This is a genomic window from Rhizobium sp. UGM030330-04 (assembly GCF_003208455.1).
Lineage (GTDB): Bacteria > Pseudomonadota > Alphaproteobacteria > Rhizobiales > Rhizobiaceae > Agrobacterium > Agrobacterium rhizogenes_A.
The window spans coordinates 137,921-163,192 of record NZ_QKML01000004.1; the positions used below are offsets into that span (position 1 = coordinate 137,921).

At 60.7% G+C, this 25,272-nt stretch carries 22 protein-coding genes; 14 read left to right on the forward strand and 8 right to left on the reverse strand.

The genetic code is table 11. The features are described from left to right. Positions 1-9: 9 nt before the first annotated feature. Positions 10-948 carry an AEC family transporter gene (locus tag N434_RS07710; RefSeq protein ID WP_110756987.1) on the forward strand — a complete coding sequence of 313 codons (939 nt, stop codon included), beginning with the start codon at positions 10-12 and terminating at the stop codon, positions 946-948. Here N434_RS07710 and N434_RS07715 read toward each other — a convergent pair. Then, positions 932-2,140, reverse strand: a complete 1,209-nt coding sequence (locus N434_RS07715) for a UbiH/UbiF family hydroxylase (RefSeq protein ID WP_110756989.1) — start codon at positions 2,138-2,140, stop codon at positions 932-934. The two genes, N434_RS07710 and N434_RS07715, sit on opposite strands and share 17 nt — an antisense overlap. A 209-nt stretch (positions 2,141-2,349) precedes the next feature. On the opposite strand from N434_RS07715, the gene pcsA reads away from it, so the two are divergent. From pcsA to N434_RS07765, 10 genes are all read left to right on the forward strand, one after another. Beyond that, a complete protein-coding gene (gene pcsA / locus N434_RS07720; RefSeq protein WP_065116232.1) occupies positions 2,350-3,075 on the forward strand; it encodes a phosphatidylcholine synthase in 726 nt (241 codons plus the stop codon). A gap of 212 nt (positions 3,076-3,287) precedes the next feature. Next, positions 3,288-4,847: an ABC transporter ATP-binding protein gene (locus N434_RS07725; protein ID WP_181423921.1), complete on the forward strand. Its 1,560-nt coding sequence runs from the start codon at positions 3,288-3,290 to the stop codon at positions 4,845-4,847. Then, positions 4,837-5,928 carry an ABC transporter permease gene (locus tag N434_RS07730; RefSeq protein ID WP_110756991.1) on the forward strand — a complete coding sequence of 364 codons (1,092 nt, stop codon included), beginning with the start codon at positions 4,837-4,839 and terminating at the stop codon, positions 5,926-5,928. Before N434_RS07725 ends, N434_RS07730 begins: the two co-directional genes overlap by 11 nt. Then, positions 5,928-6,848: an ABC transporter permease gene (locus tag N434_RS07735; RefSeq protein WP_065115907.1), complete on the forward strand. Its 921-nt coding sequence runs from the start codon at positions 5,928-5,930 to the stop codon at positions 6,846-6,848. Before N434_RS07730 ends, N434_RS07735 begins: the two co-directional genes overlap by 1 nt. Before the next feature lie 38 nt (positions 6,849-6,886). After that, on the forward strand, positions 6,887-7,960 hold the full coding sequence (locus N434_RS07740; protein ID WP_110756993.1) for a BMP family ABC transporter substrate-binding protein: 1,074 nt from the start codon (positions 6,887-6,889) through the stop codon (positions 7,958-7,960). A gap of 213 nt (positions 7,961-8,173) precedes the next feature. Then, positions 8,174-8,911, forward strand: coding sequence for a FadR/GntR family transcriptional regulator (locus tag N434_RS07745; protein ID WP_110756995.1), 738 nt, complete (start codon positions 8,174-8,176; stop codon positions 8,909-8,911). A gap of 209 nt (positions 8,912-9,120) precedes the next feature. After that, complete coding sequence (glmU, locus tag N434_RS07750; RefSeq protein ID WP_110756997.1) at positions 9,121-10,482, forward strand: bifunctional UDP-N-acetylglucosamine diphosphorylase/glucosamine-1-phosphate N-acetyltransferase GlmU; 1,362 nt, start codon at positions 9,121-9,123, stop codon at positions 10,480-10,482. A 204-nt stretch (positions 10,483-10,686) separates the two neighbouring features. Further along, positions 10,687-12,513: a glutamine--fructose-6-phosphate transaminase (isomerizing) gene (gene glmS, locus N434_RS07755; RefSeq protein WP_065115903.1), complete on the forward strand. Its 1,827-nt coding sequence runs from the start codon at positions 10,687-10,689 to the stop codon at positions 12,511-12,513. Next, the gene (locus N434_RS07760) at positions 12,510-13,013 is read left to right on the forward strand and encodes a GNAT family N-acetyltransferase (protein WP_110756999.1); all 504 of its coding nucleotides are present in this window, start codon (positions 12,510-12,512) and stop codon (positions 13,011-13,013) included. The genes glmS and N434_RS07760 overlap by 4 nt, the downstream gene beginning before the upstream one ends. A 13-nt stretch (positions 13,014-13,026) precedes the next feature. Further along, positions 13,027-13,695, forward strand: a complete 669-nt coding sequence (locus N434_RS07765) for a DUF502 domain-containing protein (RefSeq protein ID WP_065115901.1) — start codon at positions 13,027-13,029, stop codon at positions 13,693-13,695. Between the two features lies 1 nt (position 13,696). On the opposite strand, the gene N434_RS07770 is transcribed toward N434_RS07765, so the two are convergent. From N434_RS07770 to recG, 4 genes are read right to left on the reverse strand one after another with little or no spacing between them, the layout of a single operon-like run. Continuing rightward, on the reverse strand, positions 13,697-14,080 hold the full coding sequence (locus N434_RS07770) for a type II toxin-antitoxin system VapC family toxin (protein ID WP_110757001.1): 384 nt from the start codon (positions 14,078-14,080) through the stop codon (positions 13,697-13,699). Further along, positions 14,077-14,334, reverse strand: a complete 258-nt coding sequence (locus N434_RS07775) for a type II toxin-antitoxin system Phd/YefM family antitoxin (protein ID WP_020809194.1) — start codon at positions 14,332-14,334, stop codon at positions 14,077-14,079. The genes N434_RS07770 and N434_RS07775 overlap by 4 nt, the downstream gene beginning before the upstream one ends. Positions 14,335-14,388: 54 nt before the next feature. Next, complete coding sequence (locus N434_RS07780; RefSeq protein WP_046798274.1) at positions 14,389-14,661, reverse strand: hypothetical protein; 273 nt, start codon at positions 14,659-14,661, stop codon at positions 14,389-14,391. 12 nt (positions 14,662-14,673) lie between these two features. Continuing rightward, positions 14,674-16,779, reverse strand: a complete 2,106-nt coding sequence (recG, locus tag N434_RS07785) for an ATP-dependent DNA helicase RecG (RefSeq protein WP_110757003.1) — start codon at positions 16,777-16,779, stop codon at positions 14,674-14,676. 189 nt (positions 16,780-16,968) lie between these two features. On the opposite strand from recG, the gene N434_RS07790 reads away from it, so the two are divergent. The 3 genes from N434_RS07790 (at position 16,969) to N434_RS07800 (ending at position 21,585) form a co-directional block, all read left to right on the forward strand. Further along, positions 16,969-17,280, forward strand: coding sequence for an FAD assembly factor SdhE (locus tag N434_RS07790; RefSeq protein ID WP_065115898.1), 312 nt, complete (start codon positions 16,969-16,971; stop codon positions 17,278-17,280). Between the two features lie 4 nt (positions 17,281-17,284). Beyond that, complete coding sequence (mfd, locus tag N434_RS07795; RefSeq protein WP_110757005.1) at positions 17,285-20,782, forward strand: transcription-repair coupling factor; 3,498 nt, start codon at positions 17,285-17,287, stop codon at positions 20,780-20,782. Between the two features lie 464 nt (positions 20,783-21,246). Continuing rightward, complete coding sequence (locus N434_RS07800) at positions 21,247-21,585, forward strand: hypothetical protein (RefSeq protein ID WP_110757007.1); 339 nt, start codon at positions 21,247-21,249, stop codon at positions 21,583-21,585. Positions 21,586-21,633: 48 nt separating this feature from the next. Here N434_RS07800 and N434_RS07805 read toward each other — a convergent pair whose 3' ends face one another. From N434_RS07805 to N434_RS07815, 3 genes are read right to left on the reverse strand one after another with little or no spacing between them, the layout of a single operon-like run. Beyond that, positions 21,634-22,575 carry a DMT family transporter gene (locus N434_RS07805; protein WP_065115895.1) on the reverse strand — a complete coding sequence of 314 codons (942 nt, stop codon included), beginning with the start codon at positions 22,573-22,575 and terminating at the stop codon, positions 21,634-21,636. Between the two features lie 52 nt (positions 22,576-22,627). Next, complete coding sequence (locus N434_RS07810; protein WP_110757216.1) at positions 22,628-23,296, reverse strand: DsbA family oxidoreductase; 669 nt, start codon at positions 23,294-23,296, stop codon at positions 22,628-22,630. A 37-nt stretch (positions 23,297-23,333) separates the two neighbouring features. Then, a complete protein-coding gene (locus N434_RS07815; RefSeq protein ID WP_110757009.1) occupies positions 23,334-25,181 on the reverse strand; it encodes an extracellular solute-binding protein in 1,848 nt (615 codons plus the stop codon). Positions 25,182-25,272 lie beyond the last annotated feature (91 nt).

Here is a 25,272-nt window from a genome sequence, read left to right on the forward strand (position 1 = left end):
GGAAACATAGTGACGGGTATCGTCGGACTGCTGTTGCCGTTTTTCGGCCTGATCTTCATTGGCTACGGTGCGGCGCGCATAACGAAGCAGCCGGTCGAGGCGATGGGCTGGCTGAATACCTTCATCATCTATGCCGCGCTGCCGGCCCTGTTTTTCAAGCTTGTCTCAAAGACGCCGGTGGAAGAGTTGGCGCGCATGGATTTCGTCGCCGCCAGCCTTGCCTGCACCTATGGCATTTTTCTGCTGGTGTTCCTGATCGGCCGGTTTATCCGCAAGAACAGCCTCGCCGAAACCACGATCCAGAGTTTCGCGGCAAGTTACGGCAATATCGGTTACATGGGGCCAGGGCTTGCGCTTCTGGCGCTTGGCGAAAAGGCGGCGGTGCCGGTGGCGCTGATCGTCTGCCTTGAAAACGCTGCGCACTTCATCGTCGCACCGGCGATGATGGCGGTTGCGGGCGGCGACAAGCGCTCGGCTGGAAGGCTTGCGCTGGATGTGGCGCGCAAGGTCATCACCCATCCCTTCATCGTGTCCGTCATCGCCGGATTTCTGGCCGCCTCATTATCCTGGCAACCGCCGGAGGCGGTGCAGCGGCTGGTGGATTATCTGGCGCAATCGGCGGCACCCTGCGCGCTGTTTGCCATGGGCGTGACGCTGGCGCTCAGGCCCATGAAACGGGTGCCGGTGGAAATCAGCTATATCGTGCCGGCGAAGCTTATCCTGCATCCGCTCGCCGCTTATCTCGTCCTGTCATCGCTCGGGCGGTTCGAGCCGGTGTGGATCTATTCCGCCGTTCTGCTCGCCGCGCTGCCGACCGCGACGAATGTCTTCGTCATCGGCCAGCAATATCATGTCTGGCAGGAGCGGGCTTCGGCGACGATCCTGATTTCGACGGTACTGTCGGTCTTCACGCTGACCGGCGTGGTTTATTTCATCCAGCCTTTTTGAAGCTGCCGAACAGCAGCGAGGGCAGGGCCTTCAGCCCGCGGCCCGGCTCGATGCCTTCGCGCATGACCATGCTTCTGAGCGTACCGATGCCGGAGAGCACATGCAGGCCGGCGGCACGCGCCATCTGCACCGGTAAAAAATCGGAAAGCAGCGAGCGGTTCAGGAGATCGACGCTGAGTGTGCGGCTATAGACATCCGCCCGCCGCCTGCGGTCGAAGCTGCTGCCGGCGTCCGCCGCGATCGGCCGGTCGGAGACGGCGCCCAGCAGTTCGGTGAGCGCAATGATGTCGCGCAGGCTGAGGTTCAGCCCCTGCGCGCCGATGGGCGGAAAACCATGCGCGGCTTCGCCGATCAGGGCCACGCGGCCCTTGCCGAAGCGGTGCGCCGTCATGGAAGACAGCGGCCATGCCTGCACGCTGTCTTCGACGGTAACCGCGCCGAGCATGGATTGCATGCGTTCCTCGACCTTCAGGCTCAGCGCTTCCAGCGGCAAGGCCGTCAGCTCCCTGGCCTGCTCCGGCGTGACGACCCAGACGAGGCTGGAACGGTTGCCGGGCAGGGGAACCTGGGTGAAGGGCCCGGTGGGGGTGTGGAATTCCGTCGAGACATTGCCGTGCGGCCGGCTATGGCCAAAGTTCAGGACAACGGCGGTCTGCGGGTATGACCAGGATTTGACGCCGATACCGGCCGTGTCCCGCACCATCGATTTCCTGCCATCCGCGCCGATCAGAAAATCGGCGGAGAGCGTTTCACCGTCCGCCAGCGTTACGGAGATACGGTCGTTGCCGATGTCGATCGTTTCAGCGGAGGCGGTAAGACGGGTAATATTGTGTTCCTGCTCCACCGCCTCGCCGAGAACGCCGAGCAGCGCCTCATTGGGAATATTCCAGCCGAAAGCATCAAGCCCGATTTCGGAAGAGCGGAACTGCACGGTCGGCGCGCGCAGCAGCCGGTCGGTGCCGTCGATGATCTGCATGGTGGAAAGACGGGCGGCCGACGGTGCTATGCGTGACCACAGGCCGAGACGGTCCATGAAGCGGATCGACTGGTCCATGAGTGCGGTGGTGCGCTGGTCCTTCCTTTCGCTGGACGGTGCGACGAGCGCCACATGGCGGCCGGCCCGCGCCAGCGCGATGGCGGCAATCTGGCCCGCAAGTCCCGCACCGGTGATGGCGATATCGAAGTGTCTCATGGTCCTGATCCGTTGTTATTTCCAGAGCATCATAAAGGCTTTGCGCAGGTAAATCCACTTGGACGCCGGAACATCCGGCCACATACATTCGTTGGTTGCGCCACTATATTAGTCTTAGGATAAGCGGATTGAGCCGGTTGCAAAGCGTGGTGAATGGCCGCATACCGGAATGAACAGGGCGGATGAAAAGCGGGGCGCAGACGCTGACCATGAAAATCTTCAACTACAAGCGTGTTCCCTACGCGGAAATTCGCGCCTTTTCCGTTCATATTTTGACTGCGTCGGGATCGTTCCTGGCTTTTCTCGGCGTCGTTGCCGCTTCCGAACACCGCTTCGTCGACATGTTCTGGTGGCTCGGGCTTGCGCTTCTGGTGGATGGTATCGATGGACCCATCGCCCGCAAGGTGCGGGTGAAGGAAGTGCTGCCCAACTGGTCCGGCGATACGCTCGACAATATCATCGACTATGTCACCTATGTGCTGCTGCCCGCCTTTGCGCTTTATCAGAAGGGCATGATCGGCGAGCCGTTATCCTTCGTGGCTGCCGGCATGATCGTGGTGTCGAGCGCCATCTATTATGCCGACATGGGGATGAAGACGGATGAATATTTCTTCTCCGGCTTTCCGGTGGTGTGGAACATGGTGGTGTTTACCCTGTTCGTCATGGATGCGAGCGCGACCACGGCCATGACCGTCGTCACCATCTCGGTGTTCCTGACATTCCTGCCGATCAACTTCCTGCATCCGGTGCGGGTGAAGCGATTGCGGCCGCTCAATCTTGCTGTCGTGTTCATCTGGTGCGCGCTTGGCGGTTATTCGCTGCTGATGCATTTCGAAACGCCGACATGGGCGGTGGTCGCATTCGTGGCGAGCGGCATCTATCTTTATTGCATCGGTGGAATATTGCAGTTTTTCCCCTCGCTCGGTGCGAAATAGGAAAAAGGTAAAGCCGTTTATTGCTTGTGCAAATTGCATTTAAGCAGCTTCTTTTTCAGTTGTGCGCAGCAGCAAAACCGTTATCAATAAGTTCTGATCGCGTGTCATTGCATACTTTTTGATGCGGGATTGGGAACAATGACCGCGACCGTTTGAAACGCCTCGAAGAAGGCATGGGCGGTTGGTGAGAGAGGGAACTCGTGACTGGAACTTTGGCGCCGGAGGCCGTGCCTCTCCTGTCCGTTCGCAAGCTGACCAAGCTGTTCGGTAATTTCGCCGCCTGCAAAGGCATCGATCTCGATATTGCCCCTGGCGAAATCCATGCGCTTCTGGGGGAAAACGGCGCTGGCAAATCCACGCTCGTCAAGATGCTGTTCGGCGTTCTCGCACCGACCGAGGGCGATATTGTCTGGCAGGGCCAGCCGGTTTCGGTGGGCTCGCCAAGCGAGGCCCGCAGGCTCGGTATCGGCATGGTCTTCCAGCATTTTTCCCTGTTCGAGGCGCTGACGGTTGCTGAAAACATTGCGCTGTCGCTCGATCCGAAAATTTCATTGAAGGAAATCGCCAGGGAAGCGGAAACGCTGTCGCGTGCCTACGGCCTGCCGCTCGACCCCAATGCGCATGTGGCCGATCTTTCGGTCGGCGAGCGCCAGCGTATCGAAATCGTCCGCGCTTTGTTGCAGAACCCGCGCCTCATCATTCTCGACGAGCCGACCTCGGTGCTGACACCGCAGGAGGCCGACAAGCTGTTCGAGACGCTGGAGAAGCTGAAGGCCGAAGGGCGTTCGGTGCTTTATATCAGCCATCGTCTGGAAGAGGTGCAGCGCATCTGTGATCGCGCCACCGTCCTGCGTCACGGCAAGGTGACGGGCGCCTGCGATCCGCGCAAGGAAACGCCGGCGTCGCTTGCGCGCATGATGGTTGGCAGCGATGTCGCAAGCGTTTCGCGGGCGACGGGCGAAGCGCTCGGCGCGCCGCAGATCGAGGTCATGGCGCTTTCGGTTGCGCCGCGCACGCCTTTTGCCGTGGCCTTGAAATCGATTTCAATGAATGTGCGTGCCGGTGAAGTGCTGGCGATTGCCGGTGTGGCCGGCAACGGGCAGGGCGAACTGTTCGATGCACTTTCGGGCGAATATCCCGTCTATAATAATGACGCCATCCATCTGCGCGGCAAGCCGGTTGGTCGCATCGGCATCAATGGCCGGCGGCTGATGGGTGCCGGTTTCGTGCCGGAGGAGCGCCACGGTCACGCTGCGGTTCCCGGCATGAGCCTTTCCGACAATCTGCTACTGGCGCGGGCGCGTTCCGACCGGAAGGCGTTTCTGACCGGCGGTTTCCTGCGTATCATCCGCGGCTCGGCCATCAGGGCGGCGGCGCGGCGCATTTCGGAAACCATGGATGTGCGCAAAAGCGGTGCCGATCCGCTGGCGGGGTCGCTTTCCGGCGGCAATCTCCAGAAGTTCATCGTCGGGCGCGAGCTTGACCGTCAGCCGGCGGTGCTTGTTGTCAATCAGCCGACCTGGGGTGTGGATGCAGGGGCGGCAAGCCGCATCCGTCAGGCGCTGGTCGATCTTGCCAAGGCCGGCTCGGCCGTCATCGTCATCAGCCAGGATCTCGATGAAATCTTCGAGGTTGCCACCAATATCGCGGTCATTTCCGACGGCAAGCTCTCCGATGCCCATCCGGTGGAGGAGATGACGCTTGAAAAGATCGGCCTGTTGATGGGCGGCATCCACACGTCACATTCGGGAGCCGCCCAGCATGCGCATTGAGCTTGAAAAACGCGCAGGGGTCTCGAAGCTTTTCACCCTGCTTTCGCCGCTTCTGGCGCTGGTGCTGACGCTGCTTGTCGGCGCTGTCATGTTCGCCATGCTCGGCAAAAATCCGGCCCATGCGCTTTACGCGTTTTTCGTCGAGCCGCTGCTCGAGGTCTGGTCGCTGCATGAGCTGGCGATCAAGGCTGCGCCGCTGATCCTGATCGGCGTCGGCCTGTCGATCTGTTATCGCTCCAATAACTGGAATATCGGCGCGGAAGGGCAATTCACCATCGGCGCGATTACCGGTTCCATCCTGCCGGTGCTTTATCCCGACTGGCACTCGCCGCTCATCCTGCCGCTGATGATGGTGATGGGCGCTGTCGGCGGTGCGCTCTATGCCGGTATTCCGGCGCTGTTGAAAACGAAGTTCAACACCAATGAAATCCTCGTCAGCCTGATGCTGGTCTATGTCGCGCAGCTTTTCCTCGACTGGCTGACGCGTGGCATCTGGCGCGATCCCGGCGGTTACAATTTCCCGCAGACCAAGCCCTTCAACGACAGCGCCGTGCTGCCGGAAATGCTGGCCTCGGGCCGGGCGCATTGGGGTTTCGTATTCGCCATCGTCGCGGCCATCGCGCTGTGGTTCATGATGCGCTACATGCTCAAGGGCTTTGAAGTTACCGTACTTGGCCAGTCGGCGCGGGCAGGGCGCTTTGCCGGTTTTTCCTCCAGCCGCATGGTGTGGTTTTCTTTGCTGCTATCGGGCGCGCTGGCCGGGCTTGCGGGCATTTCGGAAGCTTCCGGTTCCATCGGTCATCTGCAGCCCAGCATTTCGCCGGGTTATGGTTTCACCGCCATCATCGTCGCCTTTCTCGGCCGCCTCAATCCGCTTGGCATCATCCTTTCCGGGCTGGTGCTGGCGCTGACTTATCTCGGAGGTGAGGCGGCGCAGCTCTCGATCGGCGTCTCCGACAAGGTGACACGGGTATTTCAGGGGCTGATGCTGTTCTTCGTATTGTCCTGCGATACGCTGATCTTCTATCGCATCCGGGTGGTCTTTGCCGGCAAGACACATCGTAAAGAAGGAGCGGCATGATGGATATGCTTCAGGCCATTCTTCTCACCGTCATCACCGCTGCCACGCCACTTGTCATTGCCGCTTCGGGCGAGCTTGTGGCGGAACGTTCAGGCGTGCTCAATCTCGGCGTTGAGGGCATGATGATCATGGGCGCGGTCTGCGCCTTCGCCGCGACGCATATGACGGGTTCGCCCTATCTCGGCATTCTGGCCGGCATTGCTTCGGGCGCGGTGTTTTCGCTGCTCTTCGGCTTCCTGACGCTGACGCTTGTCACCAACCAGGTGGCGACGGGTCTTGCGCTTACCATTCTCGGGCTTGGCGTCTCGGGTATGCTGGGGGAAAGTTTCGTCGGCCTGCCGGGCATCAAGCTGCAGCCGATCGTCTTCCCCGTGCTGTCGGAAATCCCCTTCATCGGGCCATTGCTGTTCCGGCAGGATCTGATCTTCTATATGTCCATCGCGCTGGTCTTCGGCATCAGCTGGTTCCTGTTCAAAAGCCGCACGGGCCTGAAAATCCGGGCCATCGGCGACAATCATGCTTCGGCCCATGCGCTTGGCATCAATGTCATCCGCACGCGGTATCTGGCGGTCATGTTCGGCGGCGCCTGCGCCGGCCTTGCGGGCGCGCAGCTGTCGCTGGTCTATACGCCGCAATGGGTGGAAAACATGTCGGCCGGGCGCGGCTGGATTGCGCTGGCGCTCGTTGTCTTCGCCTCATGGCGTCCGTGGCGCCTGCTGGCGGGCGGTTATCTGTTCGGGGCCGTCACCATCGGCCAGTTGCATGCGCAGGCCTTCGGTATCGGCGTGCCGTCGCAGCTGCTTTCGGCGATGCCTTATCTCGCAACTATTGTCGTGCTGGTCATCATCTCGCATAATCGCCGCACGACCTTGATCAACACACCGGCATCTTTGGGCAAATCCTTCGTGCCGGACAGGTGAAGAAGAATCCTCAAGTCTCCAAACCAACAGGGGTAAAAATGAAAAAACTGGTCATCGCACTTGCCGCCTCCGTCGCGGCGCTCGGCGGCGTCGTTTCCTCGGCGGAAGCCGCCGACGCCAAGAAGGTCTGCTTCATCTATGTCGGCAGCCGCACCGATGGCGGCTGGACACAGGCGCATGAAATCGGTCGCGAAGAGCTGCAGAAGCACTTCGGCGACAAGATCGAAACGCCGTTCCTCGAAAGCGTTCCGGAAGGCCCGGATGCCGAACGCGCCATCGAGCGCATGGCCCGCTCGGGCTGTGAGCTGGTGTTCACCACCTCCTTTGGCTTCATGGACGCCACCATCAAGGTTGCCCAGAAGTTCCCCAAGGTGAAGTTCGAGCACGCCACGGGCTTCAAGACCGCCGAAAACGTCGCGACCTACAATTCGCGCTTCTATGAAGGCCGTTACATTCAGGGCCAGATCGCCGCGAAGATGTCCAAGAAGGGTCTCGCCGGTTACATCGCCTCCTTCCCGATCCCTGAAGTGGTGATGGGCATCGACGCCTTCGTGCTCGGCGCACAGTCGGTCAACCCGGACTTCAAGCTCAAGGTCGTCTGGGCCAATACCTGGTTCGACCCCGGCAAGGAGGCCGATGCCGCCAAGGCGCTGATCGACCAGGGCGTCGATATCCTGACGCAGCACACCGACACGACGGCACCGATGCAGGTTGCAGCTGAGCGTGGCATCAAGGCTTTCGGTCAGGCTTCCGACATGATCGCCGCCGGCCCGCAGACGCAGCTCACCGCCATCAAGGACACCTGGGGCGCCTATTACATCAAGCGCACGCAGGCTCTTCTCGATGGCACCTGGAAGTCCGAATCCGTCTGGGACGGCCTCAAGGACGGTATCCTGACCATGGCGCCCTACACCAACATGCCTGACGACGTGAAGAGGATGGCCGAGGACACCGAAGCCAAGATCAAGTCGGGCGAGCTGCATCCCTTCACCGGCCCGGTGAAGAAGCAGGATGGCTCGGAATGGCTGAAGGCTGGCGAAAAGGCTGAGGACAAGGTTCTGCTCGGCCTCAACTTCTACGTTGCCGGCGTGGACGACAAGCTGCCGCAATAATGCGGATTATCCATCGCTACTGAAGCAAGGCCGCACATGTGTCATGTGCGGCCTTGCTTATTTTCATGCGTTTTACCGTGTGGATGCAGTTTGCCTTTGCTTTTCACGCGACTTGATGTTTTTCACTATAATCTGACTTGAGATACACACGTCTGGCGCGATTTTTTTCAAGGTCGCCAACCGAACGGAAGGACATGGCACTTGCAGCGCGGAATGCTCGATGCGGCGATCGGTTTTCGAAAGCTGCGGACAAATCATGCACAGGTCGTTCACAAGCTCGGTCTCGATATCGTCTCCGGCACTTTCAAGACGGGTGAGATATTGCCTGGTGATGCCGAGCTGATGGAGCGGCTGAAAGTATCGCGCACGGTGCTGCGCGAGGCGATGAAGACGCTGACCGCCAAGGGCATGATTTCCCCCAAGGCGCGCATCGGCACAAGGGTGACGGAGCGCGAAAGCTGGAACATGTTCGACAGCGAGGTGCTGCTGTGGCACTTCGAGGCGGGTGTCAGCGACGAATTCCTGCTGCATCTCTATGATATCCGTCAGGCTTTTGAGCCCTATGGCGCGGGGCTTGCCGCCATCAGGGCAAAGGATGCCGATATTGCAAGGCTTGCCGCCTACGCCAACGAGATGGGCAATACGGCCTATTCCAAGGAAAAGCGGGCGCTCGCGGATATGAATTTCCACGTTCTCATCACCGAAATGTCCGGCAATCCGTTCATGCGCACCGTCGGTTCGCTGATCAAGGCGGCGCTGGCGGGCATTTTCCGGATGAGCAATCCGGAAGCCGATCCCGCCGAGATTTCCGATGTTTCCGCCTCCCATCTGAGGCTTGTCGAAGCGTTTCGCCTGCGCGACGAGGCTGCGGCCCGGCGTGAAATGGAGCGGCTGATTGAAAATGGCCGTCAGCAGATATTGCAATTCACCGCCCGCAATCCCCGCGGATAGATCACGCCATCCGGCCGCCGATCACGTTTGATGAAAATCGGTGCGGAAATTTTGGTTCGGATTTGCATGGTTTCTTAAGCGAGCCGCCATTATAGCAATGCCGGAACGCAATTACCGAAGCGCCTGTCTGTTCAACCGGCTGGCGTAAAGTCAAACATATGCCGCTGTCCCGGCTGCCCTGCGGCCGGTAACGGGGTATTGGAGGTCTTATGGAGCGCAGCTCTCTAGCCGTTATTCTCGCTGCGGGCGACAGCACGCGCATGAAGTCATCAAAGTCCAAGGTGCTGCACGCGGTTGCCGGGCGTCCGATGATTGCGCATGTGGTGGAGGCGGTGGCTGGATCGGGAGTCGGCTCGGTTGCACTCGTCGTCGGGCGCGATGCCGACAATGTCGCTGCGGCCGCAAGCCTGCCGGGCCTTCAGGTCGAGGCTTTTCTGCAGAAGGAACGCAAGGGCACCGGCCATGCCGTTCTCGCCGCCCGCGCAGCCATCGAACGCGGCTTTGACGATCTCATCGTCGCTTATGGCGATGTGCCGCTCATCACCTCCGCCACGCTTGACCGGGCGCGGGAAGCCATTGCCGCCGGTGCCGATGTCGCCGTGATCGGTTTCCATACCGAGCGCCCCACCGGTTATGGCCGGTTGCTGGTCGAGAATGGTGAGCTGGTGGCGATCCGCGAGGAAAAGGACGCCACCGACGAAGAGCGCAAGGTGACCTGGTGCAACAGCGGTCTGATGGCGATCAACGGTCGCAGCGCGCTGGACCTGCTCGATCGGATCGGCAATGCCAATGTAAAGGGCGAATATTATCTGACCGACATCGTCGAGATCGCCCGTTCGCTCGGCCGTCGCGCCGTTGCCATCGATGCGCCGGAAACCGAGCTGGTCGGCTGCAACAACCGTGCCGAACTGGCTTTTATCGAGAAGTTGTGGCAGGAGCGCCGCCGTTACGAACTGATGGTCGATGGCGTATCGATGATCGCGCCCGAGACGGTGTTCCTCTCCTACGATACAAAGATCGGGCAGGACGCCCTGATCGAACCCAATGTCGTTTTTGGTCCCGGTGTGACGATCGAGTCCGGCGCCGTCATCCATGCCTTTTCGCATCTGGAAGGGGCGCATGTCGCCGGAGGTGCCACGGTCGGCCCCTATGCGCGGCTGCGCCCGGGCGCGAACCTGCATGCCAATGCCAAGGTCGGCAATTTCTGTGAGGTCAAGAAGGCCGAGATCGGCGAGGGCGCCAAGGTCAACCATCTGACCTATATCGGTGATGCCTTCATCGGTGCCGGCAGCAATATCGGTGCTGGCACCATCACCTGCAATTACGACGGTTACAACAAGGCTGAAACGCGGATTGGTGCGAACAGCTTCATTGGCTCGAATTCGTCGCTGGTTGCGCCCGTGACGATTGGCGAAAGCGCCTATATCGCTTCCGGCAGCGTGATTACCGATGACGTGCCCGATGATGCGCTGGCTTTCGGGCGCGCGCGCCAGGAGGTGAAACCGGGCCGGGCGACCGTGGTGCGTGAGCGGGCGAAGGCGCTGAAGGAAGCCAAGAAAAAATCGTCCTGAGAGACGTTACCAAACGATACTGAAAGTGACCGGCGGCACAATTGCCGATTTCCGGGAAACGGATAAAGCATTTCCGGTAAAGCTGTGCAGCGGTTTTACATCAGGAAGTGCTTGAGAACAAAAAGGTGGAGTATTTTCGCATTTCAGGGAAAGGCGGAAATACTCTGATAGTTTCGGTGAAAAGATCGCCGTCTGGAGAAATATATGTGCGGAATTGTCGGAATTGTCGGAAATCAGCCCGTTGCTGAACGGCTTGTCGATGCGCTGAAGCGTCTCGAATATCGCGGTTACGATTCGGCTGGTGTCGCCACCATCGACAATGGCGCGATGGATCGCCGTCGGGCTGAAGGCAAGCTGTTCAATCTGGAGAAGCTGGTTTCGGAAAAGCCGCTGCCGGGCGTCGTCGGCATTGCGCATACGCGCTGGGCCACACATGGCGTGCCGAACGAGACCAATGCCCACCCGCATTTCGTTGAGGGTGTTGCCGTCGTCCACAACGGCATTATCGAGAACTTTGCCGAACTGCGCGAAGAACTGACCGCCGAGGGTGCGACCTTCACCACCCAGACCGACACCGAAGTGGTGGCGCAGCTTCTGGCGAAATATACCCGCGAGGGCCTTGGCCATCGCGAAGCGATGCTGAAGATGCTGAACCGCGTTACCGGCGCCTATGCGCTGGTCGTCATGTTCCAGGATGATCCCGGCACGCTGCTTTCAGCGCGCTCCGGCCCGCCGCTTGCCGTCGGTTATGGCCGTGGTGAGATGTTCCTCGGTTCGGACGCGATTGCGCTGTCGCCCTTCACCAACGAGATCACCTATCTGGTGGATGGCGACTGCGCCATCGTGACCCGGCAGGGTGCGGAAATCATCGATTTCTCCGGCAAGCCGGTGAAGCGCGAGCGGCAGATTTCGCAGGCGACGGCCTATGTGGTCGACAAGGGCAACCACCGCCACTTCATGGAAAAGGAAATCTACGAGCAGCCGGAAGTCATTTCCCATGCGCTCAGCCACTACGTGGATTTCGCCTCCAGGACAGTGAAGGATGCTGACGGGGCCATCGATTTCTCGAAGCTCTCCGGCCTTGCCATTTCCGCCTGCGGCACGGCCTATCTGTCCGGCCTGATCGGCAAATACTGGTTCGAGCGTTATGCGCGCCTGCCGGTGGAAATCGATGTCGCGTCGGAATTCCGCTACCGCGAAATGCCGCTTCAACCGTCGCAGGCGGCGCTCTTCATTTCACAATCGGGCGAGACTGCCGATACGCTGGCATCGCTGCGTTATTGCAAGGACGAAGGGCTGAAGATCGGCGCCATCGTCAATGTGCGGGAATCGACCATCGCGCGTGAATCGGACGCCATTTTCCCGATCCTCGCCGGCCCGGAAATCGGTGTCGCCTCCACCAAGGCCTTCACCTGCCAGCTGGCGGTGCTCGCTTCGCTCGCCATTGCCGCCGGCAAGGCGCGCGGCACGCTGAAGCCCGGTCAGGAAAAGGAACTCGTGCAGCATCTGATCGAGATGCCGCGTATCATGAGCAAGGTGCTGAACGTCATCCAGCCGCAGATCGAGGCGCTTTCGCGCGATCTGTCGCGCTTCAAGGATGTGCTTTATCTCGGCCGGGGCACCAGCTTCCCGCTGGCGCTGGAAGGTGCTTTGAAGCTCAAGGAAATTTCCTATATCCACGCCGAAGGTTATGCCGCCGGCGAGTTGAAGCATGGCCCGATCGCGCTGATCGACGAGAACATGCCTGTTATCGTCATTGCGCCGCATGACCGCTTCTTCGAAAAGACCGTGTCGAACATGCAGGAAGTCGCCGCGCGTGGCGGCAGGATCATCTTCATCACCGACGAGAAGGGGGCTGCCGCCTCCACGCTCGACACGATGGCGACGATCACGCTGCCCAATGTCGACGAGCTGATCGCGCCCGTCGTCTTCTCGTTGCCGATCCAGCTGCTCGCCTATCACACCGCCGTCTTCATGGGCACGGATGTGGACCAGCCGCGCAATCTGGCGAAATCGGTGACGGTGGAATGATCGTCCGACCGGAGCGGCAGGGCGATGAAGAAGCGATCGGAGCGCTGACGGAAGCGGCGTTCCGGGACATGCCCTTCAGCGACCAGACGGAACATCTGATCGTCGACAGGCTGCGCAAGGCAGGTGCGCTCACCATTTCTCTGGTGGCGGAGGAGGCCGGGGACATCGTTGGCCATGTCGCCTTTTCGCCGGCCACGATTTCCGGCGCGGAAGGCCGCTGGTTCGCGCTCGGGCCGATTTCGGTTTCTCCCGAAAGGCAAAGTCAGGGCATCGGGTCGCAGCTGGTGCATGAGGGACTTGCAATGCTGGAACGGCTCGGGGCTGCCGGCTGCGTTCTGGCCGGCAGTCCTGCCTATTATGGTCGGTTCGGATTCGAGCGTTTCGATGGCCTGCACGGTAAAGGCATTCCTGACAAATATTTGTTGGCCTTGCGCTTGCATGGTGGAACTCCATCCGGCATTGTCGGTTTTCATCCGGGCTTCGATAGCGACAACGCTTAATTCCGAACGGTAAATGACCGATATTCCAGTAAAAATCTCCTTCGCAGCCCGTCTGCGCAACAGCTTCCTCACGGGTGTCCTGATCCTTGCGCCCGTCACCATCACCATGTGGCTGGTGTGGAGTTTCCTGCAATGGGCGGATAGCTGGGTGAAACCCTATATCCCCGCCCGTTACGATCCCGAACAATATTTCGATGTGGCGATCCCCGGTTTCGGCCTGCTGATCGCCGTCATCGGCATCACGCTCATCGGTTTTCTCGGCAACAACCTGATCGGCAAGTGGATCGTCGGTTTCGGTGAATCCATCCTCAACCGCATGCCGCTGGTGCGGCCGATCTACAAGAGTATCAAGCAGCTGTTCGAATCCGTCCTCAAGGAGCATTCGAACTCCTTCAAGAAGGTCGGCCTGATCGAGTTTCCGTCATCTGGTACCTGGGCGATGGTGTTCGTCGCCTCCGACGCCAAGGGCGAGCTTGCCCACCGGTTCAACGAGATGGGCCAGCAGATGGTCGCCGTCTTCCTGCCGCCGACACCGGTGCCGACGGCCGGTTTCCTGCTGTTCGTGCCGAAAGACAAGATCGTGATGCTGGACATGACGCCGGAAGATGCGGCGAAACTGCTGATATCCGGTGGTCTGGTGGCACCGGATTTCACGCCGCCGAAGATGATCGCGCCGGTTTGAGCTAGATAACGCCGAGGATGTCCGTCTGCGAAAAGTCGTTGCCGACATAAAGCAAGGGGCAACCCTCGGTTTTCGCCAGCTCGTAGGCAAAACAGTCGCCGAAATTCAGTCCAGCGGGATGAATGCCCTTGCCCCAGATGCGGTAAGCTTCGGAAACGCCATGCGCCGATTTGGGGGTGACGGGTCTGATTTCGGCGCTCAGACCTTCGATCAGCATCTCTAATTCCCGGCTGCGGTCGCGCCGCTGCGCCACGATCACGGTTTCCGCAAGCGTACCGGCGGAAATGAGCAGAGGCTCATCCGTTTCGAGCGCTGCAGCGCAGGCATCCGCTTTGGGTTCATCAAGCAGGATCGCCATCAGAGCCGACGTATCGATAACGATCATTTCGGAAGGCCGTGCTCGTCATAGAGAAAATCCTGACTATGCGCGGCATCCGGGCCATCATCGGCTTTGTTGGCGACAGTCGCGCGCACTTTTGCAAGCGCGGCCCTGCGGGATGTTTTATCCGCCACGGCGGTGACCGGAACCAGCCGTACGGCTGCGTGGCCATGACGGGTGAGAATGACCTCATCACCGGCTTCGGCGCGGCGCACCAGTTCGGTAAGCTGACTTTTTGCATCCGTCACGGATATCTGCACGGCTAACCTCGGGCGTTAAAGTTAGCATTAGATTAGTCCATTCAATGGACCATATCAATCCTCGTCATCCAGATCATCCACTTCCGTGCCGGTGGTCGTGGCGTGGAATACGGGAACGAAAAGCCGCATATAGACCAGCCGCACGCTCCAGCCTTCTTCCAGCGCTTGGCTCCAGGCCTTCTTGCGGCCGGGCTTCTTGAACGCCTTGCCGATCGCCTTTTTTTCGCTCTTCGCGAACGTCTCCGGTTGCAGGATATTCTGCGGCGAACAGAGCGCGTAGCCCTTGCGGAAGGCGGGTGGTGGGCGGCGCGGGTCGATCATGTTCATGGGCGTTCACTTTCAGCCGGCGTGCAGGAAGCGGATCGCTTCGTCGCGGCGGTGCAGGTAGAGCAGGGTGCGTAGCGCATTGCCGCGTGGGCCTGTCAGTTCGGGGTCGCGCTCGATGACGTAGGCCGCGTCCTTGCGGGCGATTTCCAGAAGGTCGGCATGGGCCTCGAGGCTGGCGATGCGGAAGCCCGGCGTGCCCGATTGCCGGGTGCCGAGCAGCTCGCCTTCGCCGCGCAGCTTCAAGTCCTCCTCGGCGATCAGGAAACCGTCCTCGCTGTCACGCAGGATGGAGAGCCGGGCACGGCCGTTTTCGCTGAGTGGGCCTTTATAGAGCAGGATGCAGGTGGAGGCCTCGTCGCCACGCCCCACACGGCCGCGCAACTGATGAAGCTGGGCGAGGCCGAAACGTTCGGCATGTTCGATGACCATGATCGTCGCATCCGGCACATCGACGCCCACTTCCACCACTGTTGTCGCCACCAGCAGCCGGGTTTCGCCGTTCTTGAAGGCCAGCATGGCGGCGTCCTTCTCCGGGCCGCTCATGCGGCCATGGATGAGGCCGATATTCGCGCCGAGCATCTGGGAGAGAACCGCGTGGCGTTCCTCCGCCGACATCAGGTCGGACTCTTCCGTCTCCTCCACCAGCGGGCAGATCCAGTAGGCCTTCTTGCCATCTTTGAGCGCTGCGCGCAGTCGCTCGACAATGTCGCCGATCCGTTCGGTGGGGATCGTGACTGTCTGGATGGGTTTGCGGCCGGCGGGCTTTTCGGTGAGCTTGGAGACATCCATGTCACCGAAAGCGGCCAGAACCAGCGTGCGCGGAATGGGTGTGGCGGTCATGACCAGCATATGCGGCGTGATGCCCTTGGCGGTGAGGCGCAGGCGCTGGTGCACGCCGAAACGGTGCTGTTCGTCCACCACCGCAAGCACGAGGTTTTTGTAACTCACGCTGTCCTGAAACAGCGCATGGGTGCCGATGACGATCTGCGCTTCGCCTGATGCGACGCGCTCCTCGATCTCGCGGCGCTCCTTGCCCTTGGTTCGGCCGGTCAGGACCTCGACGGTGATGCCCGCTGCCTGAGCGAGTTTGGAGATGGTGGCGTAGTGCTGGCGGGCGAGGATTTCGGTCGGGGCCATCAGCACCGCCTGTCCGCCGGTCTCCACCGCCGTTGCCATGGCCATCAGCGCCACCAACGTCTTGCCCGCGCCGACATCGCCCTGCAGCAGCCGCAACATGCGGTCTTCGCCTGCCATGTCGGTGAGGATATCCTTCACCGCAGCACTCTGGCTTGCCGTCAGCGAGAAGGGCAGCTGCGACAGGATCTTGGCGGCGATATCGCCTTTGGCGCGGATCGGCTGGCCCGCCACCTTGCGCAGCCGCTGGCGCACCAGCGCTAGTGACAGCTGCCCGGCAAGGAATTCGTCATAAGCCAGCCTCCTGCGCGCCGGGGCTTGCGGCTCGATATCGGCGCTGTCGCGCGGGTCGTGCAATTCGCGGAAGCTTGAGGCGACATCGCCGAAGCCCTGCCTCGTCTTCAGTGTCTCGTCGATCCATTCGGGAAAGACCGGCAGCTTTGAAAGCCCGCCTTCGATTGCCTTGCGCAGCACCTTGGCAGACAGCCCGGCGGTCATGGGATAAACGGCTTCCACCAAAGGCAGGTTTTCCGCCTCTGATAACTTCACCATGAAATCCGGATGTACCATGGAGGCGCGGCCGTTGAACCAGTCCACCTTGCCGCTGACGAGAACCTCCTCATCCACAGGCAGGGCCTTGGACAGCCAGTCGCCCTTGGCGCGGAAGAAGGTCAGCGCCAGTTCGCCGGTCTCGTCATGCAGGAAGACGCGATAGGGCGCGTTGCGGTTTCCCGGTGGCGGCGGCTGGTGGCGGTCGACGCGTCCCTGAACGGTGACAATGGCTCCGGGTGCGGCAAGTGCGATGCCGGGGCGGTTGCGGCGGTCGATGACGTTGGATGGCGCGTGGAACAGGAGATCGATGACGCGGGTGTCGTCGGCGCTTTCCCGGCTCAGCAGCTTGGCCAGAAGATCGGCGAGCTTCGGCCCCACACCGGCAAGGGTGGAGACGGAGGCAAACAGCGGATCGAGAATGGCCGGGCGCATGGGTCAGCAAAATCGGGGAAGGGGGCGGCTTATGCAAGACTTCACTGGCCACAAAGGCGGGTTATCACCGGCAGATTTTCACTACTGCGGCATTATTTCGATAAAAACCGGTTCCCAAGCGTTCGCCTCCTGTTCTATAGGAGGTCGCAGTCAACATCCTGTTGAATAGCCAACCGAAAGGTGAATGCGATGACTGGACTGGTGCGCACGAGTGCCGACCTCGATCCGAGACGCCGGCGGATTCTTTACCGCTGCTGGCATCGGGGCATTCGCGAGATGGATCTGGTGCTCGGGCAATTCGCGGAAGACAATATTGCCGGGCTTTCCGACGATCAGCTGGATGAGCTTGAGATCATCATGGCGGAAGAGGATAACGACCTCGTCAAGATGGTGACCGGCGCGCTTGCCATACCGGAAAAATTCCAGACCCCGCTGTTTGAAAAGATCGCCTCCTACCGTCCCGATTTCGATCTCGTCACCACTGACACCCTGAAAGCCTGAGAATATGATAGCCGGATTCGATGCAAAGCTGGTGTCGTCGGCCGATACGCCGCTGACCATCGGAAACGTGCCTTCCGGCATGGAAGCCCTTTTGCTTGCCGATATGGCGCGGGCGGGCACGTCGGTCGCTTACGTGATGTCGGATGGCCAGCGGGTCGCCGATCTCGAACAGATCCTCGGTTTCGTCGCGCCTGACATTCCGGTGATGACGCTGCCCGCCTGGGACTGCCTTCCCTATGACCGCGTGTCACCGAGCGCCGACACTTCGGCGCGCCGGCTGGCGGCGCTCTCCGGTCTCATCGCCCATGCGAAGAAACCGCATCCGGCCATCGTGCTGGTCACCGTCAACGCTATGCTGCAGAAGATGGCGCCGCGCGACATTATCGAGAGCCTCGGCTTTTCTGCCAAACCCGGCAACCAGATCCGCATGGAGGAGATTGCCGCGCGGCTGGAGCGCAACGGTTTCGACCGGGTGGCGACGGTGCGCGAAGTGGGTGAATTCGCCGTGCGCGGCGGTATTCTCGATGTCTTCGTGCCGGGCACGGAAGAGCCGGTGCGGCTCGATTTCTTCGGCGATACGCTGGAAAGCATCCGCACCTTCGATCCGGCCAGCCAGCGCACCATCGGACAGGCGCGCTCGCTCGATTTGAACCCGATGAGCGAAGTGACACTGACGCCGGATACGATCAGCCGTTTCCGCAAGAATTACCTGTCGCTGTTCGGCGCGGCGACCCGCGACGACGCGCTTTATCAGGCCGTCTCCGAAGGCCGCCGTTATGCCGGCATGGAGCACTGGCTGCCGCTGTTTTACGAGCAGCTGGAGACCGCCTTCGATTATCTGAAGGATTTCCGCATCGTCACCGACCATACGGCGCGGGAGGCGGCGAAAGAACGCTCCAAGCTCGTGCTCGATTATTACGATGCGCGCCGCAGTTCCGGCGAAACCAAGGGCTCGACGCAGGGTGCGCCCTACAAGCCGGTTTCGCCCGGCCAGCTCTATCTCGACGGCAAGAGCTTCGATGCTGCGCTCGCTGCCGTCAATGCGGTGCGTCTGACGCCTTTCAACGAGCAGGACAGCGAAGGCCGCCCGGTCGCTACGCTTGACGCCCATGTCGGGCCGCGCTGGGCGCGTCCGCCAACCGAGGGCGAGAGCGAAGAGCGGGTCAATGTTTTCGATCTGGCGGTGAAGCACATTGCCGAACGCCGCGCCAAGGGCTGGAAGGTGCTGATAACAGGCTGGTCGGAAGGTTCGCTCGACCGGCTGTTGCAGGTGCTCAACGAGCACGGGCTTGAGAAGATCAAGCCGGTTACTTCGCTGAAAGAGGTGGAGAAGCTCGGCAAGGGTGAGGCGGCCTCGGCGGTTCTGAGCCTTGAGGCGGGTTTCGAAACCGGGGCGCTGGCCGTTATCGGCGAGCAGGATATTCTCGGCGACCGCATGGTGCGCCGCTCCAAGCGTCGCAAGCGCGGCGCGGATTTCATCTCGGAAGTGGCGGGGCTGGATGAGGGCTCGCTGGTCGTCCATGCCGAACATGGCATCGGCCGCTTCGTCGGCCTGCGGACAATCGAGGCGGCGGGTGCGCCGCGTGCGTGTCTGGAACTGCATTATGCCGACGATGCCAAGCTGTTCCTGCCGGTTGAAAACATCGATCTTCTGTCCCGTTACGGTTCGGATGCGGCGGAAGCGCAGCTGGACAAGCTGGGCGGCGGCGCATGGCAGATGCGCAAGGCCAAGCTCAAGAAACGCCTGCTGGACATGGCCGACGAGCTTATCCGCATCGCGGCCGCGCGCCTGGTGCGCCATGCGCCGGTGCTGACGGCCCCCGACGGGCTTTACGACGAATTCGCCGCCCGTTTCCCCTATGATGAGACGGAAGACCAGCTGAACGCGATTGAGTCCATCCGCGAAGATCTCGGTGCCGGCCGGCCGATGGATCGCCTGATCTGCGGCGATGTCGGTTTCGGCAAGACGGAAGTGGCGCTTCGCGCCGCGTTCCTCGCTGCCATGAATGGCGTGCAGGTGGCGGTGGTGGTGCCAACCACGCTGCTTTCCCGCCAGCATTTCCGCACCTTCTCGGAACGTTTCCGTGGGTTGCCGATCCGGGTGCAGCAGGCTTCGCGCCTTGTCGGCTCCAAGGAACTGGCGCTGACGAAAAAGGAAGTGGCTGACGGCAAGACGGATATCGTCGTCGGCACCCATGCGCTGCTCGGCGCGGGCATCAGCTTCGCCAATCTCGGCCTGCTGATCATCGATGAAGAGCAGCATTTCGGCGTGAAGCACAAGGAGCGGCTGAAGGAGCTGAAGAGCGACGTGCATGTGCTGACGCTTTCTGCGACGCCCATTCCGCGTACCTTGCAGCTGGCCATGACCGGTGTTCGCGAACTGTCGCTCATCACCACGCCGCCGGTGGACCGCATGGCGGTTCGCACCTTCATTTCGCCGTTTGATCCGCTGGTGATCCGCGAAACGCTGATGCGCGAACATTATCGCGGTGGCCAGAGCTTCTATGTCTGCCCGCGTCTTGCCGATCTCGCCGATATCCACGCTTTCCTGCAATCGGACGTGCCGGAACTGAAGGTGGCGGTGGCGCATGGCCAGATGCCGGCGGGCGAACTCGAAGACATCATGAATGCCTTCTACGACGGCAAATATGACGTGCTGCTGTCGACCACCATCGTCGAATCCGGCCTCGACGTTCCGACCGCCAATACGCTGATCGTGCACCGCGCCGATATGTTCGGCCTGGCCCAGCTTTATCAGCTGCGCGGTCGTGTCGGCCGTTCCAAGGTGCGCGCCTTCGCGCTCTTCACCCTGCCGGTCAACAAGGTGCTGACGACAATGGCGGAGCGGCGGCTGAAGGTGCTGCAATCGCTCGACACACTCGGCGCCGGTTTCCAGCTTGCAAGCCACGATCTTGATATTCGCGGTGCGGGTAATCTGCTTGGTGAGGAGCAGTCCGGCCATATCAAGGAAGTCGGTTTCGAGCTTTACCAGCAGATGCTCGAAGAGGCGGTTGCCGAAGTGAAGGGCGACGAGCAGGTGCAGGACAGCGGCTGGTCGCCGCAAATCTCTGTCGGCACGTCTGTTATGATCCCGGAAGATTACGTTCCCGATCTGCATCTGCGCATGGGTCTCTACCGCCGCCTCGGCGAGCTTGCCGATATCAGCGAGATCGACGGTTTCGGCGCGGAAATGATCGACCGTTTCGGCCCGCTGCCGAAAGAGGTGCAGCATCTCCTCAAGATCGTCTACATCAAGTCGCTCTGCCGCATCGCCAATGCCGAGAAGGTGGATGCCGGGCCGAAAGGCGTGGTCGTGCAGTTCCGCAACAAGGAATTCCCCAATCCGGCAGCGCTTGTCGCCTATATCGGCAAGCAGGGCACGATGGCGAAGATCCGGCCCGACCACAGCCTGTTTTTGACCCGCGATCTGCCGACGCCGGAAAAACGGCTGACGGGTGCGGCGATGATCATGACGCAGCTGGCGGAACTGGCGCGTTCCTAGATGTGAACTTTTGGGGAGCATTTACGGCAGGCCGGGGCGCGTGGGGCTTACCCCCCTCTGCCCTGCCGGGCATCTCCCCCTCAAGGGGGGAGATCGGCAAGACGCTCTACCGTTACTCCACTCTCAAGCTTCGAGATGGGCGAGGCCTAACCACAGATCGATCTCCCCCCTTGAGGGGGAGATGCCCGGCAGGGCAGAGGGGGGTAAGCCCCACACGCCTTCGGCCCGCTGCCAACAAACAACCTCCCGAAAGCCAAAACCTAAAGCACTCCCGGACAAACGAAAATGGAAGGGTCCGACAATCCATCTGCTTTACCGGACCTTCCGGCCCCGAGGCTCTGCAAATATTACCGGGATGTAATGAAACGGACATGCGCCGGTAGCTTCGGCGGGCGTAGTCTTGTTTTCATCTCCTGCACTGCGCCCAATATGACGCGCGAGCGGGAAGACGAAGGAGCAAGACGATGTGGACCAACATGAACAGGTTCGTCTCCGCAGGTCTGGTTGCTTTGACAATTGCGGGCACCACAATTGCCACCACCAACCAGGCGGAAGCACGCAACCACTTCGGACACGGGCATGGTGGCGGCGGCATTGCCGCGGGTATCGCCGGCGCAATTATCGGTGGCGCTATCGTCGCCGGGGCGCGGCATTCCTATGGCGGCCCTTATTATGGCGAACCCTTTTACGGTTCGCCGGTTTACGGCCCTCCGGTAATCTATCAGCCGGTATATCCGCGCTGCCACGTCGTCTGGCGGCAGAATGCCTGGGGCGACATGTATCGCGCACGGGTCTGCGACTGAGCCCTTCGCTGCCAGCAGCGAAAATAGCTATGGAGGAACGCGCCGGGACTAAATGGGTCGCGGTGCGTCTTCCGGCGTGATGCCGACAGCGACGTTCTGGTCGGTCGCGGCAATTGACGCCGGCATCGGCACTTTTCGCTGCTTTTCACGAATGAGCGTCAAAAGGCCGGAGCCGACGATGAGGGCGATGCCGACCAGCATCCAGCTATCGATATGGTCGCCGAAGATCAGGTAACCGAAGAAGATGGCCCAGAGCATCTGGCTATATTGCGTCGGTCCGATCATCGCTGCCGGGGCATAACGGGCGGCATACATGACGAGCACATTGCCGACCGCGGCGAACAGGCCGTAACCGGCCAGAAGCAGCCATTGCCCGCCGTTTGGCGGAACGAAGGTGGGGATCATGGCCAGGCCGCTGATCGCCAGACAGCCCAGCACGCCGGCGCCATAAAGCGACACATTCTTTTCGGACGGCCCCATGGCGCGGAAGATGACGATGGATAGCGCGCCGCTCAAGCCACCGAGGATCGCGCCGAGATGGCCAATGCCCAGCTCGCGGAAACCCGGTCTGAGAATGATCAGCACACCGACGAAGCCGATGATGACCGCAGACCAGCGCTTGATGCCGACCTGTTCCTTCAGGAAGACAACCGACATGATGGTGACGAAGGAGGGAAGCAGGAAGATCAGCGCGAAGGCTTCGGCCATGGAGAGATGCGTGAAGGCCGTGACGCTGCCGACCGCGCCGATGCCGGAGGCGAAGAAGCGGATGAGCCAGAGAGGGCGGTTCGTCGTCTTGACGACATCCGCCCAGCGGTCGTTGCGCTTGCGGATGAAGGGCAGGGCGATGAGGCCGAACAGGGCGCCGAAGAAGGCCGATTCGATCGGTGAAATCTGGCCTTCTATGAGTTTAACGCTCGCGTCGCTCCATGCGTAGGCAGCGAAGGCGGCAAAGGCAAGCAGAATGCCTTTCAGGGTCTGGTCCGACACGGGAAAACACCAACAGTTTATCGGTTAGGGTAAGCTGCCGGTGGTTCGACCGTCAGTTCATCGACTTATGCTCGTCCGCATTGATTTTTGCAATATCCCGCAGTGCAGCAATCAATACATCGGGTGTTTGTGCGCCGCTGATGGCGTATTTCTGGTCGATGATGAAAAATGGCACGCCGGCGACGCCCATTTGCTGCGCCGCATCAATTTCGGCGACAACCGTATCCTTGTCCGCGTCTGATGCCAGAAGCCGCGCCACCACCTTGGCGTCCATGCCGGCCTTTTCGGCTATATCGATCAGCACGGTGTGATCGCCGATGTTGCGGCCTTCCTCGAAATTGGCCTTGAACAGGGCGGTGACGACCTTTTCCTGGATGTCGCGGCCTTCGGAATGGGCCCAGAGCGAAAGGCGGTGTGCGTCGAGTGTGTTCGGACCGATCTTGATGGCATCGAAATCATAGTGAATGCCGACTTCCCGTCCGAGCTGCACCAGCGTGACATGCGCCTGTTCCAGCCGCTCCTTGCCGAGTTTTTCCTCAAGGGCGGCCTTCTGGTCGACGCCCTCGGGCGGATAATCCGGGTTGAGGCGGTAGGGACGCCAGTTCACGTCGACGCTGATTTCGTCCTGCACCTCGGCAATGGCGAGATCGAGCCTTGCCTTGCCGAGATAACACCATGGGCAGACCATATCCGATACGACGTCGATAACGATGCGTTCCATGGTTTTATCTTCCCTTGTCTGGACCGGGCAGTGGCGGTCATTGCGCCCGCGCATCCCACCAGGTCTGTTTCTGATTGCCTGATATCGGGGTGATATCCGGGCGGTCGATATATTTCCAGCGCGCGATCCATTGCGCGCCGATGTAATAGAGCGGAATGACATAATGCCCGGCCACCAGCAGGCGATCATAGCCGCGCACAGCCGCCTGAAAATCCTCCGTCGAACGGGCCTGCAGCAGGGCCTCGATCATGCGGTCTATATCGGGATTGGCGGCGCCCGCATAGTTGAAGCTGCCCTGCGCATCGCGTGAGAGCGAACTCCAGCGGTTGAGCTGCTCCATTCCCGGCGAAAGCGAGGAGGGCAGGGAGCGGATAATCATGTCGTAATCGAAGCTGTTCGAGCGGGCCTGATATTGCCCGTCATCGACAGAGCGGATGCCCATGGCGACGCCGATGAGGTTGAGGGAGCGCTGATAGGCAAGCGCGATGCGCTCCTGCGCCGGGTTCTGCGTCATGATTTCGAAGGCAAGCTGACGGCCGTTGGCGTCGGACATCCTGCCGTTCTTGATGCTGTAGCCAGCTTCTTTCAGCTTGTCGACGGCCATTTTCAGAACCTTGCGGTCCGCGCCGCTGCCGTCGGTGGTCGGCATGGCATAGGTTCCTGCCAGAAGTTCCGGCGGCATGGTTTTTGCCGCATCGCCGAGCAGCGCAAGCTCGCGGGAATCGGCCGCATTGCCGAAGGCGCCAAGCGGCGAATTCTGCCAGTAGCTCTGCGTGCGCTTGAAGGCGCCACCGAGGATATTGCGGTTCATCCACTCGAAATCGAGCGCATAGGACAGGCCCTCGCGCACCTTTTCATCGGCGAAGACGGCGCGGCGGGTGTTGAACACCAGGCCGAACATGCCGGACGGCAGGCGTGGCTGGAAGACGTCCTTGACGATATCGCCGCGATGGACGGCCGGGAAATTATAGGCCTGTCCCCAATGGGAAGTGTCTGAGGTGCCGTTGATGGCGTCGCCTTCGGGGTAAATGTCGATATCGCCCTTCTTGAAGGCCTCGAACATGGTGGTGACCTGAAGGAAATAGGTGACGCTGATCTCGTCGTAATTGTCGAAACCGACCTTGCCGGGAATGTCCTTGCCCCAATAGTCCGGGTTCCGCTCCCAGATGATTCGCTCGCCCGGCCGCAGGGTCTTGATTCGGTATGGACCCGATCCGACAACCGCGCCGAGGCCCGCCTGCTCGAATTTTTCCGGATCGATCGCATGTTTCGGCAAAATCGGCGTGGCGGAGGCAAGAATAAGCGGCGTTTCGCGGTTTGCCTTGTCATTGAAGGTGAAGCGGACGCCGTGATCGCCGATTTTTTCCAGCTTCGCCACGCCGTCCAGACGGCTGTTGAAAGGCGGGCGGCCTTTCTCCTTCAGGAGGTTGAAAGTGAAGATCACGTCGTCGGGCGTCACCGGCTGGCCGTCCGACCATTTCGCCTTTGGATTGATGTTGAACTGGATGAAGCTGCGTTCCTCGTCCCACTCGGCGGTTTCGGCGAGCAGACCGTAGAGACTGAAGGGTTCGTCGGTGGAGCGCTGCATCAGCGGTTCGTAGAGCAGGTTGCCGAATTCCGGGTCCCAGACGCCGCGCGCGGTGGTGCGCATTCCCTTGAGAACGAAGGGATTGAGGCTGTCGAAGGTGCCGACGACGCCATAGGAGATGCGGCCGCCTTTTTTCACGTCCGGATTGACATAGGGGAAATGCCGGAAGTCTGCCGGCAGCGCCGGCGTGCCGTGCATGGAAATGCCGTGAAGCGGCTGCGCCATGGCGGTCCCGGCGGGAAGCAGGGATGATCCCAGAAGGAACAATGCGGGGATGAGGGCCGCAAGGTTGCGCATGTCACTATCCTGTCTCAACGGTTCGTCCGATATGTGGACCTGACCGGTTTATCGTCATGATTCTGGCAGATATGTAGCACACGGACATTGC